At 72.6% G+C, this 14,585-nt stretch carries 14 protein-coding genes; 10 read left to right on the top strand and 4 right to left on the bottom strand.

Annotated features, from left to right (window positions below; genetic code table 11):
* Positions 1–6: 6 nt before the first annotated feature.
* Positions 7–795, top strand: coding sequence for an isoprenyl transferase (locus QRT05_RS09330; RefSeq protein WP_289446883.1), 789 nt, complete (start codon positions 7–9; stop codon positions 793–795).
* A gap of 75 nt (positions 796–870) precedes the next feature.
* On the top strand, positions 871–1,224 hold the full coding sequence (locus QRT05_RS09325; protein ID WP_289446882.1) for a VOC family protein: 354 nt from the start codon (positions 871–873) through the stop codon (positions 1,222–1,224).
* Here QRT05_RS09325 and QRT05_RS09320 read toward each other — a convergent pair.
* Positions 1,215–1,874 carry a DedA family protein gene (locus QRT05_RS09320; protein WP_289446881.1) on the bottom strand — a complete coding sequence of 220 codons (660 nt, stop codon included), beginning with the start codon at positions 1,872–1,874 and terminating at the stop codon, positions 1,215–1,217. The two genes, QRT05_RS09325 and QRT05_RS09320, sit on opposite strands and share 10 nt — an antisense overlap.
* Before the next feature lie 158 nt (positions 1,875–2,032).
* Here QRT05_RS09320 and QRT05_RS09315 point away from each other — a divergent pair, with 158 nt between their 5' ends.
* From QRT05_RS09315 to dusB, 7 genes are all read left to right on the top strand, one after another.
* Positions 2,033–3,418: a glycine--tRNA ligase gene (locus QRT05_RS09315; protein WP_289446880.1), complete on the top strand. Its 1,386-nt coding sequence runs from the start codon at positions 2,033–2,035 to the stop codon at positions 3,416–3,418.
* A 175-nt stretch (positions 3,419–3,593) separates the two neighbouring features.
* The gene (locus tag QRT05_RS09310) at positions 3,594–4,568 is read left to right on the top strand and encodes an ABC transporter ATP-binding protein (protein WP_289446879.1); all 975 of its coding nucleotides are present in this window, start codon (positions 3,594–3,596) and stop codon (positions 4,566–4,568) included.
* Positions 4,565–5,341, top strand: coding sequence for an ABC transporter permease (locus QRT05_RS09305; protein ID WP_289446878.1), 777 nt, complete (start codon positions 4,565–4,567; stop codon positions 5,339–5,341). The genes QRT05_RS09310 and QRT05_RS09305 overlap by 4 nt, the downstream gene beginning before the upstream one ends.
* Before the next feature lie 80 nt (positions 5,342–5,421).
* A complete protein-coding gene (locus QRT05_RS09300) occupies positions 5,422–6,618 on the top strand; it encodes a sensor histidine kinase (protein WP_289446877.1) in 1,197 nt (398 codons plus the stop codon).
* Entirely contained in the window at positions 6,615–7,226 is a 612-nt protein-coding gene (locus QRT05_RS09295) for a response regulator transcription factor (RefSeq protein ID WP_289446876.1), read from the top strand. Before QRT05_RS09300 ends, QRT05_RS09295 begins: the two co-directional genes overlap by 4 nt.
* Positions 7,227–7,228: 2 nt before the next feature.
* Positions 7,229–7,729, top strand: a complete 501-nt coding sequence (locus tag QRT05_RS09290; protein ID WP_289446875.1) for an AAA family ATPase — start codon at positions 7,229–7,231, stop codon at positions 7,727–7,729.
* Between the two features lie 57 nt (positions 7,730–7,786).
* Entirely contained in the window at positions 7,787–8,962 is a 1,176-nt protein-coding gene (dusB, locus tag QRT05_RS09285; RefSeq protein WP_289446873.1) for a tRNA dihydrouridine synthase DusB, read from the top strand.
* Positions 8,963–8,975: 13 nt separating this feature from the next.
* On the opposite strand, the gene QRT05_RS09280 is transcribed toward dusB, so the two are convergent.
* A complete protein-coding gene (locus QRT05_RS09280) occupies positions 8,976–9,872 on the bottom strand; it encodes a carbohydrate kinase family protein (RefSeq protein WP_289446872.1) in 897 nt (298 codons plus the stop codon).
* A gap of 92 nt (positions 9,873–9,964) precedes the next feature.
* Here QRT05_RS09280 and QRT05_RS09275 point away from each other — a divergent pair, with 92 nt between their 5' ends.
* Positions 9,965–11,416, top strand: coding sequence for an alpha-amylase (locus tag QRT05_RS09275; protein ID WP_289446871.1), 1,452 nt, complete (start codon positions 9,965–9,967; stop codon positions 11,414–11,416).
* Positions 11,417–11,644: 228 nt separating this feature from the next.
* Here QRT05_RS09275 and QRT05_RS09270 read toward each other — a convergent pair whose 3' ends face one another.
* Entirely contained in the window at positions 11,645–13,327 is a 1,683-nt protein-coding gene (locus tag QRT05_RS09270) for a glycoside hydrolase family 13 protein (RefSeq protein ID WP_289446870.1), read from the bottom strand.
* 101 nt (positions 13,328–13,428) lie between these two features.
* Positions 13,429–14,481 (bottom strand): LacI family DNA-binding transcriptional regulator, encoded by a 1,053-nt coding sequence (locus QRT05_RS09265; RefSeq protein ID WP_407650325.1) that lies wholly within the window; start codon positions 14,479–14,481, stop codon positions 13,429–13,431.
* Between the last annotated feature and the right edge of the window lie 104 nt (positions 14,482–14,585).

Below are 14,585 nucleotides of genomic sequence, written 5' to 3'. Positions count from 1 at the left end.
GGCACAATGGCGCTCGTGCCCCACGACGTCGTTGCCCCCTATCCGCATCCCTCGGGCGCCCGCCCCCCGGAGATCCCGAAGCAGTTCGTGCCGCGGCACGTCGCGGTGGTCATGGACGGCAACGGGCGGTGGGCCAACGCGCGCGGCCTGCCCCGCGTCGAGGGCCACCGGGCCGGTGAGGCGTCGCTGCTCGACGTCGTCGCCGGTGCCATCGAGGTGGGCGTCGAGTACGTCTCCGCGTACGCGTTCTCCACGGAGAACTGGTCACGGTCGCCCGACGAGGTGCGCTTCCTCATGGGCTTCAACCGTGACGTGCTGCGCCGTCGCCGTGACCTCATGGACTCCTGGGGCGTACGCGTGCGCTGGGCGGGCCGGCGCCCGCGGCTGTGGCGCTCCGTCATCAGCGAGCTCGAGACCGCGGAGGAGCGTACGCGCGGCAACTCGACCTGCACGCTGACGATGTGTGTGAACTACGGCGGTCGCGCCGAGATCGCCGACGCGGCGCAGGCCCTCGCGCGCGACGTCGCGGCCGGCAAGGTCAACGCCGACCGGATCACCGAGAAGGTCTTCGCGCGGTACCTCGACGAGCCCGACCTGCCGGACGTCGACCTGTTCCTGCGGTCGTCGGGCGAGCAGCGCACGTCCAACTTCATGATCTGGCAGGCCGCGTACGCGGAGATGGTGTTCCTCGACGAGCCCTGGCCCGATGTGGACCGGCGCCACCTGTGGCGCGCGGTCGAGGAGTACGCCCGTCGCGACCGGCGGTACGGCGGCGCGGTGGACCGGCCGTCGTGAGCGCGGTGCAGCATCGCGGCACGTGAGCCACCAGGTTCGGGTCCAGCTGTCCGAGCGCTTCGCTAGGTTGCCGTCATGACGATCTCACTGGGGATGATCACGTTCGACACCACCGATGCGCCCACGTTGGCGCGATGGTGGGCCCGGCAGACGGACGGCAGGCTCGACGACGCGATGGGGGACGGCTTCGTCGTGGTGCACCCGTCCGGCACGGGTCCCATCCTCGGGTTCCAGCAGGTCGAGGACCCGACCCCGGGCAAGAATCGCATCCACCTCGACCTGTCGGCCTCGGACCACGACGCCGAGATCGAGCGGCTCGTCGCGGAGGGCGCCACGTTCGTCGCCCGGCACGAGGAGGGCGGCTGGCGCTGGGTGGTGCTGACCGATCCCGACGGGAACCAGTTCTGCCTGTCAGGACCTCACGGCTGAGGCTCGCGGCGGTCGGCGGGCCCGTCCGCGACGTCCGGCGAGACGTGCCGCCCGATGTGGGCAGAGGGCTCGCGGCCGCTCCCAGGGCCGGCCGCGATCGCCTGCCCGCGAGACTGCCTGCGAGACTGCCGCAGCAGGCGCCGCCGCACCCACCACGCGACCACGAGCGCGAGGACGCCGACCACGGCGGTGAACGCGATCGGCGAGGCGGCGAACAGCTTGATCGCCCCCCACACGGCGCCGACGCCGACGGTGGCCCAGATGATCGCCCAGACGATGGCGCCGGGGATGGTCGCCACCGTGAAGCGGGTGTACTTCATCTGGATGAGGCCCGCGGAGGCGAAGATCGCCGTCTGGAGGCCGAACATGACGAAGGCGATGGTCACGGCGATCGGGCCCCAGCCGCGCACCAGGTCAAGGCCGCGCTGCGCAGCGTTGGTGTTGGTCCACGCCTCCAGGCGCGTGATCATCGAGCGCCACCAGGCGAAGCCGTGATCGGTCTCGTGCACGGTGTGGGCGCCGCGCACCACGCCTCGGCCGGCCCAGTACGTCGCGTGCGAGCGCGCCATCGCGAAGAGGAAGAGCACGATGAGCGCGGCGACGAGCGACAGGCCGCCGAGCCCGAATCCGTCCATCGGATCGTCGTTCACCCGCCGATCGTAGGGGCGGAGCGTCCCGCCGCGCCCGGAATGCGCGTCGTGCCGCACGCATCCCACGGGTAGCCTGAGCGGGCTCATCCCGCGGCATCCGGTCGCGGTCGATCGCCCGCCGCACCCAGCAGCGGGCCCACCCCCTGGAGTGAACTCTCGTGGCTGCACCGTCCCGGCTGGATTCCGTCGTCTCCCTCGCCAAGCGCCGAGGCTTCGTCTTCCCGAGCGGTGAGATCTACGGAGGCACCCGATCCGCGTGGGACTACGGACCGCTGGGCGTGGAGCTGAAGGAGAACATCAAGCGCCAGTGGTGGCGCGCGATGGTGACCAGCCGCGACGACATCGTCGGCCTCGACTCCTCGGTGATCCTCCCGCGGCAGACGTGGGTCGCGTCGGGCCACGTCGGGGTGTTCACCGACCCGCTCACCGAGTGCCTGCACTGCCACAAGCGGTTCCGCGAAGACCACATGCTCGAGGAGTACGAGGAGAAGAAGGGCCGGGCTCCGGAGCACGGCCTGGCGGACATCGCGTGCCCGAACTGCGGCACGCGGGGGCAGTGGACCGAGCCGCGCGACTTCAACATGATGCTCAAGACGTACCTCGGCCCGGTCGAGGACGAGTCCGGCCTGCACTACCTGCGGCCCGAGACGGCGCAGGGCATCTTCGTGAACTTCAAGAACGTGTACTCGACGGCCCGCATGCGCCCGCCGTTCGGCATCGGCCAGATCGGCAAGTCGTTCCGCAACGAGATCACGCCCGGCAACTTCATCTTCCGGACGCGCGAGTTCGAGCAGATGGAGATGGAGTTCTTCGTCGAGCCCGGCACCGACGAGACCTGGCACCAGTACTGGATCGACCTGCGCACCGAGTGGTACACGGATCTGGGCATCGCGCGCGACAACCTGCGCCACTACGAGCACCCCGCCGAGAAGCTGTCGCACTACTCGAAGCGCACCGTCGACATCGAGTACCGGTTCGGCTTCCAGGGCAGCGAGTGGGGCGAGCTCGAGGGCATCGCGAACCGCACCGACTTCGACCTGACGACGCACACCGAGCACTCGGGCCAGGACCTGTCGTTCTTCGACCAGGCCAAGAACGAGCGGTACGTCCCGTACGTGATCGAGCCCGCGGCCGGTCTGACCCGCTCGCTCATGGCGTTCCTCGTCGAGTCCTACACGGAGGACGAGGCGCCCAACACCAAGGGCGGCGTCGACACCCGCGTCGTGCTCAAGCTCGACCCGCGCCTCGCGCCCGTCAAGGCGGCGGTGCTTCCGCTGTCGCGCAACGAGTCGCTCTCGCCCAAGGCGCGCGACCTGGCCGCCGAGTTGCGCCGCAGCTGGAACGTCGACTTCGACGACGCGGGCGCCATCGGTCGTCGCTACCGCCGTCAGGACGAGATCGGCACGCCGTTCTGCATCACGGTCGACTTCGACACGCTCGACGACCAGGCGGTGACGATCCGGCACCGCGACGACATGAGCCAGGAGCGCGTCTCGCTCGACCAGGTGAGCGCCTACCTCGGCGCCCGGCTGGTCGGGGCCTGACCCTGCCGGAGGATCAAGACTGATACCTGGCCTCGAGACTGACAGCTCCAACCCGCTGGGACTGTCAGTCTCGAGGCCGACTGTCGGTCTCGAGAGCGCAGTCGTGACATCCGTCATGTCCAGGCGGTGACGCGCGGCGGGGGAGCGACCTCCCGCGAACCGCCACGATCGAGTCATGACCTCACAGTTGCTCGACACCCCGGCCACGGGGACCCTCGCGCTCGACCTGCGCGGCCTGCGCAAGTCCTTCGGCACCGTGCGTGCCGTCGACGGCCTCGACCTGGCCGTCCGCCCCGGTGAGGTGGTCGCCTTCCTCGGGCCCAACGGCGCCGGCAAGACGACGACGATCGACATGCTGCTCGGGCTCGCCGACCCGGACGAGGGCACCGTCCAGGTGCTGGGGCTCGAGCCCGGCCAGGCCATCGCTGCCGGTCGCGTGTCGGCCGTCATGCAGAGCGGCGGTCTCCTCAAGGACCTGACCGTGCTCGAGACGGTCCAGCTCACGGCCTCGTTCTTCGGCGGCACGCGGCCGGCCCGGGAGGTGATGCAGCGGGCGGGCATCGCCGACATCGGCGACCGCAAGGTGGGCAAGTGCTCCGGCGGCCAGCAGCAGCGGCTGCGGTTCGCGCTCGCGCTCCTGCCCGACCCCGACCTCATCGTGCTCGACGAGCCGACCACCGGCATGGACGTGGAGGGGCGGCGCGACTTCTGGAACGCGCTGCGGGCGGACGCCGCACGCGGCCGGACCATCCTGTTCGCGACGCACTACCTCGAGGAGGCGGACGCGTACGCGGACCGCATCGTGATGGTCAGCCACGGCAGGATCGTCGCCGACGGCTCGGCGGCGCAGGTGAAGAGCCTGACCAGCGGGCGGATCGTCTCGGCGTCCTTCGAGGGGACCATCGACGCCGCCGCCCTGCGCGGGCTGCCGGGGGTCGTCGACGTGGAGGTGCGCCGGGAGCGCGTGCTGATCCGCACCACCGACTCGGACTCCGTCGCGCGCCACCTGCTGACGGCCACCGACGCGACCGACCTCGAGATCGCCGCGCGCGGGCTGGAGGACGCGTTCATCGCGCTCACCACGGACGCCCAGGCGGCACACACCGCCGAGACCATCACCGAGACCCAGACCGAGAAGAGCCACGCATGAGCGCCGTCGCCGTCCCGTCCGCCGCCACCAGGGCGCGCCGAGGGCTGAACCTGACCTACCTCACCGTCGAGCTGCGCCGCCTGGTGCGCAACCGCCGCACGGTGATCTTCACGCTCGTCATGCCGCCGGTGTTCTTCCTCCTGTTCGGCACGGTCGAGAGCTACAAGACCGAGTCCGTGGGTCACGCCAACGTGACCGCGTGGATCATGATCTCGATGGCGTTGTACGGCGCGATCCTCGCGACCACGAGCGGCGGGGCCAGCGTGTCGGTCGAGCGTGCGCAGGGCTGGACGCGCCAGCTGCGCCTGACGCCGCTCAGCCCGGTGACGTACGTGGCCACCAAGGTCATCAGCGCGATGGTGCTGGGCCTCGGCGCGGTGGTCGTGACCGCCGCCGTCGGCATCCCAGCCGGTGCGACGGGCGACGCGTCGCGCATCGCGACCTCGCTCGCGCTGGCGTGGGTCGGGTCGTCGGTGTTCGCCGCCTTCGGGCTGTTCATGGGGTACCTGCTACCCGCCGAGAACGTCATGCAGATCCTCGGGCCGGTGCTCGCCCTGCTGTCGTTCGCGGGCGGGTTGTTCATGCCGCTCGGCGACGGCGTCTTCGCCACGGTCGCGCAGTTCGTGCCGACGTACGGCCTCGCCGAGATCGTGCGTGCGCCGATCACGGACGAGGGCGTGTCGGTCTGGGCGCTGGTCAACGTGCTGGCCTGGGGCGTGGTGTTCGTCGTCGGCGCGGCGTGGCGGTTCCGCCGCGACACGGCGCGTGCATGACGCCGGCCGCCCAGGGCCGACCCGGCACCGCGGCTCGTGGTTCCGGGTCGCCCGGCTGCCCGGACGCTAGCGTGGACGCCGTGAGCCACCCGAGGGCACCCTGGCGTGCCCGCCTGCGCGAGAACTGGCCGCAGGGTGACACGGCGCTGTACGCGACGGACCCGGCCCGCGAGGACCTCCCGCCGGGCCGTGCTCGTCGGGTGATGCGCGTGATCGGCCCGGCCATGGGCATCGTGTGGGCGGTCTTCCTGCTGCAGCCCTGGCAGTCGGCGTGGGACAGCGCGCCCGGCTGGCAGCGCGTCGTCTCGCTCGTCGCGATCGCGGGTCTGGCCGCGAGCTTCGCGTGGGTGGTGCTCACGCACGCCGGCCCGCACGGCAGCGCGATGGCACCGGGTCGCGCCGGGGTGTTCCTGCTCGGCCAGACGTGCCTGGTGGCGGTGTCCTGCCTGGCCGCAGACCAGGACGGCCTCGTCGGGCTCGTCTTCGTGTGCGTGAGCGGCGTTTTCCTCCTGCGCGACCCGCGCGCGCTGGGCCTCGCGCTGTGGGCGTCCGCGCTCATCGTGGTGGTCCCGCGGCTGGTTCCCGGCTGGGAGACCATCGACGACCTCATCATCTCGGTGATCCTCGCGACGGTCGCGGTGTTCGGGTTCACGCAGCTGGTGATGCGCAACCGGCAGCTGCAGATCGCGCGGGACGAGGTGGCCGTCCTGGCGGTCGAGCGCGAGCGCGAGCGCATCGCGCGCGACATGCACGACGTGCTCGGGCACTCGCTGACGGTCATCTCGGTGAAGTCCGAGCTCGCGGCGAAGCTGTTCGACGTCGACCCGGTCCGATCGCGCACCGAGATGCTCGAGGTGCAGAACCTGGCCCGCACCGCGCTCGCGGACGTGCGCGGCATGGTCACGGCCACGCGTGCGGTCACGTTGGCCGGCGAGCTCGCGGGGGCCCGGCAGGCGTTCGACTCGGCGGCGATCGAGGCGGTGGTGCCGGGGAGCATCGACGACGTGCCCGACGAGCTGCGCGTGCTGTTCGCGTGGGCGATCCGCGAGGCCACCACCAACGTGCTGCGCCACGCGGCCGCCACCCGGGTGCAGATCACCATGACGCCCGACTCGCTCACCGTCGACGACGACGGCACCGGCCCGGCCGCCGACGACCGCGGCAACGGGCTGCGCGGCCTCGTGGAGCGGGCGCGCGCCGCCGGTGCCCGCGTCGAGGTCACGACCGGTCCGCTAGGCGGCTACCGCCTGCTCGTCACCACCCGGGAGGCCGCGTGACCGGCATCCGCCTGCTGCTCGCCGACGACCAGGCGCTGGTCCGCGGCGCGCTCGCGGCGCTGCTCGACCTCGAGGCCGACCTGGAGGTGGTGGCCCAGGTGGGCCGGGGCGACGAGGTGCTGGCCGCCGCGAGAGCGAGCGGGGCGGACGTGGCGCTGCTCGACGTGGAGATGCCCGGCCTGGACGGGATCTCGGTCGCGGGCGAGCTCCACCGGGCCCTGCCGTCGTGCCGGTCGCTCATCGTGACCACGTTCGGGCGTCCCGGGTACCTGCGCCGGGCGCTCGACGCGGGCGCGAGCGGCTTCGTGGTCAAGGACACGCCGGCCGACCAGCTCGCCGACGCCGTGCGGCGCGTGCACCGCGGCCTGCGCGTGGTGGACCCCGACCTCGCCGTCGAGTCGCTCACCACGGGCACCAGCCCGCTCACCGAGCGCGAGCGCGACGTGCTGGTCGCCGCGGCCCAGGGCGGGACGGTGGCCGACATCGCACGCGGGACGTTCCTGTCGGAGGGCACCGTGCGCAACTACCTGTCGGCCGCGATGGGCAAGACGGGCGCGCGCACCCGGGCCGAGGCGGCCCGGATCGCCCAGGACAACGGCTGGCTGTAGCGATGGGTGCGCGCAACTACCTGGTCGAGGGCCTGTCCGGCACGGGCAAGACGACCGTGGCCGACGAGCTGGCACGCCGCGGGTACGACGTCGTGCACGGCGACCGCGTGCTCGCGTACCAGGGCGACCCCGAGACTGGCGAGCCGACGGGAGCGGGCCTCCACGAGCACCACATCTGGGACGAGGCCGCGGTGCGTGCGCTGGTCGCCGACCGCACGCATCCCGCCACGTTCTTCTGCGGCGGGTCGCGGAACTTCCCGCGGTTCGTCGACCTGTTCGACGGCGTGTTCATCCTCGAGGTCGACCTCGCCACGCTGCACCGACGCCTCGACGCCCGGCCCGACGACGAGTGGGCCGGCGGGAAGCCCACCGACCGCGCGCGCATCGTGGCATGGCACGCGACCGGGGGCGACGTGCCCCAGGAGGGGATCGCGATCGACGCGACGGCGCCCGTCGAGGTCGTCGTCGACGAGATCCTCCGGCACTGCGCCGAGTGCGCCTAGGGTCGCTCCGATCGCCCCCCGCACGGTGCGCGGCGCCGGGATGGGACACTGGGTGCCATGACCACGACCACTGCGAGCACGGGCACGTCCGTGCTCCCGCCGCTGCGGATCGGGCCCCTGACCATCGACACCCCCGTGGTGCTCGCGCCCATGGCGGGGGTCACCAACGCCGCCTTCCGCCGGCTGTGCCGCGAGTCCGGCGCCGGACTGTACGTCGCGGAGATGGTGACCAGCCGGGCGCTGGTCGAGCGTGGCGAGGAGTCGATGCGGATCATCTCGCACGAGCCCGACGAGCGTCCGCGCAGCGTGCAGGTCTACGGCGTGGACCCGGCCACCGTGGCTGCGGCCGTCCGGCTGATCGCGAGCGAGGACCGCGCGGACCACGTCGACCTCAACTTCGGGTGCCCGGTGCCCAAGGTCACCCGGCGCGGCGGCGGGGCCGTGCTGCCGTGGAAGCGGGACCTGTTCCGCGCGATCGTCTCCTCGGCGGTGGACGCGGCGGCGCCGTACGGCGTGCCCGTCACCGTCAAGATGCGCAAGGGCATCGACGAGGACCACCTGACCTACCTCGAGGCGGGCCTCATCGCGCAGGAGGTGGGCGTCGCGGCGGTCGCGCTGCACGCCCGGACCGCCGCCGACTACTACTCGGGCACGGCCGACTGGGAGTCGATTGCGCGCCTGAAGGAGACCGTCACCGACATCCCCGTGCTCGGCAACGGCGACATCTGGTCCGCCGAGGACGCGCTCGAGATGGTCGCCCGGACGGGCTGCGACGGCGTGGTCGTCGGCCGGGGCTGCCAGGGTCGCCCGTGGCTGTTCGCCGACCTCGCGGCGGCGTTCGCCGGGTCCGACGAGCGGATCCGCCCGGGCCTGGCGTACGTCGCCACCGTGGTGCGCCGGCACGCGGAGCTCATGGTCGAGCACTTCGGCGAAGAGTCCAAGGCCCTGCGCGAGATGCGCAAGCACATGGCGTGGTACTTCAAGGGCTACGTCGTGGGCGGCGAGACCCGGGCCGCGCTCGGGCTGGTCTCGTCCATGGCCGAGCTCGACGACCGACTCGCGGCGCTCGACCTCGAGCAGCCGTACCCGGGCGAGGCGGCCGAGGGCCAGCGCGGCCGCGCGGGCTCGCCCAAGCGGCCGATCCTGCCGTACGGCTGGCTCGACTCGCGCGAGCTGTCCGACGAGTTCGCGCGCGAGCTGCACGAGGCGGAGCTGAGCGTCTCGGGCGGCTAGCGCCGTCGCCGGTTCACACCCGACGCACGTCGACGGACCGGGCCAGCGCGTCGGCCTGGTCGGCCGTGACCCCGGGTGCCCCGAGGTCCGTCGTGGTGACGGCCAGCGCTCCCACCGCGGACCCGCGCGCGAGCGCGCCGGCCGTGTTGAGCCCGGCCAGCAGGCCGCTGAGCAACCCGGCGAAGAAGGCGTCGCCCGCGCCGTTGGTGTCGACCACCCGCTCGACCGGCGCTACCCCGACCTCCCACCATCCGTCCGCGTCGAGCGCGATCGCTCCTGCGGCGCCGCGGGTGCATACGGCGAGCCGGCATCCGGCGTCGACGCGCGCCTGCAGGTAGGCGCGCGGATCGGCCAGCCGGTCGGCGCTGACCAGGAGCACGTCGGCCGTGTCGGCGAACGGGCGCGCATACTCGCCGGCGCCGTCGTCGTCGTGCACGTCGCACCACACGGGGACACCCCGGTCCCGCGCGGCGGCGAGCAGCGGGAGCGAGGAGTCGGCCAGGTCGAGCACGGCCGCGTCGGCGCGGTTCAGCGCCTCGAGCACGGCAGGAGCGGTGGGGGAGTCGGCGGCGGGCAGCTCGAGGTAGATCGAGACACGCGAGCCGTCGGGAGCCATGAGGTTGACGTGCCGCTCGGTGCGTCCGGCCCGCGCGCGCGCCGCCAGCAGGGTCACGCGGTCGTGCGCGAGCGCGGCGCGGACCTCGTCGGCCTCCGCGTCGTCGCCCAGCACGGTCGCGAGGGTGACGTCGAGGCCCAGGGCTGCGAGCGTGACGGCCTTGCCGGCCGACGTGCCTCCGAGCCCGTCGTGGTGGCCCTCGGCGAACATCATGTGCGAGCGAGGCTCGGGGAGCCGGGGGACGCGGATCATCGTGTTCCACGCGGCGGGGCCGTTGACCAGGACATTCACCATGGCGACACGCTAGCGAGGCTCCGTGCCGTCTCCGGCGCCGCTAGGCTCGTGTCGTCTTGCAAGTTGCTGCAACGTTGCAGCCGACCCCCGGGATGACGATGCCGACGACCCGACCACGCTTCTGGCTCACCGCGATCGTGGCTGTGCTGCTCGCCTCGTGCTCCGGCCCCGCGCCGGACCCGGACGCGGAGCCCGCGTCGGACGGCAGCGGCCGTGACGTCGGCGTGCAGCTCTTCGAGTGGACCTGGGACGCGATCGCGCGCGAGTGCACGGACCACCTCGGGCCTGCGGGCTACGCCTGGGTGCTCACGTCGCCGCCGCAGGAGCACATCACCGGGGAGCCGTGGTGGACGTCGTACCAGCCCGTGAGCTACCGGGTGGAGTCCCGTCTCGGCACCCGCGAGCAGTTCGCGGCGATGGTGCGGACCTGCCACGACGCGGGGGTCGACGTGTGGGCGGACGCGGTGCTCAACCACATGACCGGACTGGACGAGGGCGGCGTCGGCTGGGCCGGCTCGTCGTTCGAGCACTACACCTACCCCGGCATCTGGACGCCCGACGACTTCCACCACTGCGGACTCACCGACGGTGACGACATCAGCAGCTATCTGGACGCCGACGAGGTTCAGACGTGCGAGCTGGTCAACCTCGCCGACCTCGACACCGCCTCGCCGCACGTGCACTCCACGCTCACCGCCTACCTGCAGGACCTGCTCTCGCTGGGTGTCGACGGGTTCCGCATCGACGCCGCCAAGCACATGGCGCCTGCCGACGTCGCCGCCGTCCTCGAGCCGCTCCCCGCCGGGACGGGCATCGCCCAGGAGGTGATCCGCGGCTCGAACGAGCCCATCAGCCCCGAGCAGTACACCGGCAACGGCCAGGTGTACGAGTTCACGTATGCGAAGGAGCTCATGGGCGTGCTCGCGGGCTCGCCGGGCCTGGCGCTCGATCTCGGCTCGGCGTCCGCGCGGTACGTGCCGTCGCCGGACGCCGTCGTGTTCGTCGACAACCACGACACCGAGCGCAACGGCTCGACGCTCAGCTATCGCGACGCCGACTACGCCCTCGCGAACGTGCTCATGCTCGCCGGCTCGTACGGCACGCCGCAGGTCTACTCCGGCTATGCGTTCGACGACACCGACGCGGGACCGGCGCAGGACGCGAGCGGCGCGGTGCTGGACGCGACGTGCCCCGCCGAGCCCGGTCCCGAGGCGCAGCGCGAGGCCGGCGACTGGGTGTGCCAGCATCGCTGGCCCGCGGTCGCCGGCATGGTCGGCTGGCGGGGCGTCGTGGGCGACGCGCCGGTGGTCGACGCCTGGTCGGAGGGCGACGCCGTCGCGTTCGGCCGCGGCGAGCGCGGGTTCGTCGTGGTCAACGCGGGCGACGACGCGCAAGCGATCGACGTCGCGACCAGCCTCGCCGACGGCGACTACTGCGACGTGCTGGCGGCGGGGTGCGACGCGAGCACGGTGGCCGACGGCCGCATCCGGCTGACCGTCCCGGCGCACACCGCCCGCGCCTACGACGTGGCCCACCGCGGCTGAGCCCAGCCCCGTCGTCCCCGCGGTTGCCCGGCCCGCGGGTGACACCGCCCCCGTCGCCGCCTCCGCCCGCCGTCGCTGCCTCCGCTCGCCGTCGCTTCGCCGATTCGTCATCGGTACGTCGATTGCAATCGGCGCATCGATGCCGAATCGGCGAAGCGAGGCGAAGGGGTAGGCGAGGGCCGGCCGCCAGAGGGCAGGCGGAGGCTGGTCGTGCGACGCCGCCCCGCGTCAGGGCCGGCGGAGCCAGACCGTGGCGTCGCCCGGCAGGATCCCGCCGGACACCGGGGTCGACGACGCCAGCACCGTCGCCCCGGCCGGAAGTCCCACCGGCTCGGAGCCGAGGTTGGCCACCACGAGCACGTCGCGGTTCTCGAAGGCGATGACGTCGTCCCCGTAGGAGTCGGCCCACGCCAGGCCACCGGTGCCGAGGTGCTCGTCGCGCCGCACCGCCAGGGCGAGGCAGTACGTCTCGTAGGTGGAACCCGACACCCCGCGCTGCGCGTCGAGCGCGTACGACGCCCACGACGCGGGCTGGGGGAGCCAGGTCACGCCGGTGGGGGAGAAGCCGAACCCGGGCTCGTCAGCCGCCCAGGGCAAGGGTACGCGGCAGCCGTCGCGACCACGCTCGGCGCCGCCCGTGCGGAAGAACGCGGGGTCCTGGCGCAGCTCGTCGGGCAGGGCCGTGTGGTCGGGGAGGCCCAGCTCCTCGCCCTGGTAGAGGTACGCCGAGCCGGGCAGGCCGAGCATGAGCAGCGTCGCCGCGCGGGCCCGGCGCAGGCCCAGCTCCTCGTCGGGCTGCTCGTCGCCGTGGCCGATGCCGTTGGGGCGCGACCCGGCCACGGGCAGGCCGAGGCGGGACGCGTGCCGCACGACGTCGTGGTTGGACAGCACCCAGGTGGTGGGGGCGCCCACGGAGTCGGCCGTCAGGTACGACGCCTCGATCACCGCACGCAGCGCGGGCGCGTCCCACAGCGTGGCCAGGAACGCGAAGTTGAAGGCCTGCTGCATCTCGTCGGGCCGCACGTAGCGCGCCAGGCGGGACAGCGGCTCGACCCAGGCCTCCGCGACCAGGGCACGGTCACCCGCGTACTCCGCGAGCACACGGTTCCAGGCGCGGTAGATCTCGTGTACGCCGTCCTGGTCGAACATGGGCCCCTGGTTGCCGTTGCCTGCGACCGGCTCGTCCGAGCCCTCGATCATCGAGACGTGGCCGTCCCAGTCGGGCAGGCCCGGCTCCTTGACCATCCCGTGCGCGACGTCGATGCGGAAGCCGTCGACGCCCCGGTCCAGCCAGAAGCGCAGCACGTCCTCGAACTCGGCGCGGACCTCGGGGTGCTCCCAGTTGAGATCCGGCTGGCGCGAGTCGAACAGGTGCAGGTACCACTGGCCGTCGGCGACGCGCGTCCAGGCCGGCCCGCCGAAGATCGACTCCCAGTTGTTGGGGGGCAGCTCGCCCGTCTCGCCCTGGCCCTCGCGGAACAGGTACCGCTCGCGCTCGGGCGACCCCGGTCCCGCGGCCATCGCGGCCTGGAACCAGGCGTGCTCGTCGGACGTGTGGTTCGGCACCAGGTCCACGATCACGCGCAGACCCAGGTCGTGGGCCCGAAGCAGGAGCGCGTCGAAGTCGTCGAGCGTGCCGAACAAGGGGTCCACGTCGCGGTAGTCGGCCACGTCGTAGCCCGCGTCGGCCTGCGGGGAGCGGTAGAACGGCGACAGCCACACCGCGTCGACGCCCAGTTCGGCGAGGTGCGGCAGGCGCGAGGTGATGCCCGGCAGGTCGCCGATGCCGTCGCCCGAGCCGTCCGCGAAGGAGCGCGGGTACACCTGGTAGATCACGGCGTGCCGCCACCACTCGCCATCCGTGCCGGAGGGGGCGTGCACGAGGGCCGGGCGGGTGTCGATCGAGGTCACGAGGGGTGGGGCCTTTCGGGTGGATGCGCAGCCTGGGGTAGCGCATGGCCGCGCCCACGCGGGTGCGTGGTGCGTCGTGGCTGGGGCGAGGCCCCGAGCGGTCAGGCGGGTGAGGCGATGGCGGTCGCGGCAGCGAGCTCGACCATGGCGGGAGCGGCGCCCGTGGACGCGCGCACGATGAGCTCGGGGTGGAACTTGAGCTCGATGCGGGAACCCGGGGTCCCGGTGATCTCCGCGTCCAGGGCCGAGACGGCCGCCTGACCCATCGCCTGGACCGGCTGGCGCACGGTGGTCAGCGGCGGGTCGGTGAACGCGATGAGAGGGGAGTCGTCGAAGCCGACGACCGACAGGTCCCCGGGCACCGACAGCCCGCGCGAGCGCGCCGCCCGGATGGCGCCGAGCGCCATGAGGTCCGAGCCGCAGATGATCGCGGTGTGGCCGGAGTCGATGAGCTCGAGCGCCGCAGCCTGGCCGCCCTCCACGGTGAACAGCGTGGAGACGACGTGGCCGGTCGGGTCGCTGATGCCCAGGTGCCGCTCGAGGTTCACCCCGAACTCGGCACGCTTGCGCGCCGCGGGGACGAACCGGTCCGGCCCGATGGCCAGGCCGATCGACCGGTGCCCGAGGGACACCAGGTGCCGGAACGCGAGGTCGAGGGCCGCGACGTCGTCGGTGGAGACGAACGGTGCGTCGACGCCCTCGGCGTACCCGTTGATGAGAACGATCGGCATGCCGCTCGAGCGCAGGCGGTGGTAGCGGTCCTTCGAGGCCGAGCTGTCGGCATGCAGGCCCGAGACGAAGACGATTCCCGCGACGCCGTGCTCGAGCAGCATGTCGACGTACTGGTCCTCGGTGGTGCCTCCGGGCGACTGCGTGCACAGCAGCGGCGTGTACCCGCGCTCGGTCAGCATCGACTCGATGACCTGTGCGAACGCCGGGAACACCGGGTTGGACAGCTCGGGGATGACGAGGCCGACGAGGCCGGCCGACCGCGTGCGCAGCTTCTCCGGCCGCTCGTAGCCCAGCACGTCGAGCGCGGCGAGCACAGCCTGGCGTGCGTGCGGGGAGACCCCGTGCTTGCCGTTCAGCACGCGCGAGACCGTGGCAGTGCTGACGCCGGCTTGTTCAGCCAGGTCTGTCAGGCGTGTGCGCACGGATGGCAGCGTAGGGGACACGGGACCTCCTCGTCCGGGTCGTTCAGCAGGCAGACGACTACATCGGCGAACCGGCCTGTAACCGTTGCCTGAAAGTTACCGTA

The sequence above is a fragment of the Cellulomonas edaphi genome, assembly GCF_030362815.1.
GTDB lineage: Bacteria > Actinomycetota > Actinomycetes > Actinomycetales > Cellulomonadaceae > Cellulomonas > Cellulomonas edaphi.
This window is presented reverse-complemented; position numbering and strand designations above follow the sequence as displayed.

Coding starts and splice junctions, on each gene's coding strand:
- QRT05_RS09330 (WP_289446883.1), top strand. CDS start 7: ATGGCGCTCGTGCCCCACGACGTCGTTGCCCCCTATCCGCATCCCTCG.
- QRT05_RS09325 (WP_289446882.1), top strand. CDS start 871: ATGACGATCTCACTGGGGATGATCACGTTCGACACCACCGATGCGCCC.
- QRT05_RS09310 (WP_289446879.1), top strand. CDS start 3,594: ATGACCTCACAGTTGCTCGACACCCCGGCCACGGGGACCCTCGCGCTC.
- QRT05_RS09305 (WP_289446878.1), top strand. CDS start 4,565: ATGAGCGCCGTCGCCGTCCCGTCCGCCGCCACCAGGGCGCGCCGAGGG.
- QRT05_RS09290 (WP_289446875.1), top strand. CDS start 7,229: ATGGGTGCGCGCAACTACCTGGTCGAGGGCCTGTCCGGCACGGGCAAG.
- dusB (WP_289446873.1), top strand. CDS start 7,787: ATGACCACGACCACTGCGAGCACGGGCACGTCCGTGCTCCCGCCGCTG.
- QRT05_RS09280 (WP_289446872.1), bottom strand. CDS start 9,872: ATGGTGAATGTCCTGGTCAACGGCCCCGCCGCGTGGAACACGATGATC.
- QRT05_RS09275 (WP_289446871.1), top strand. CDS start 9,965: ATGACGATGCCGACGACCCGACCACGCTTCTGGCTCACCGCGATCGTG.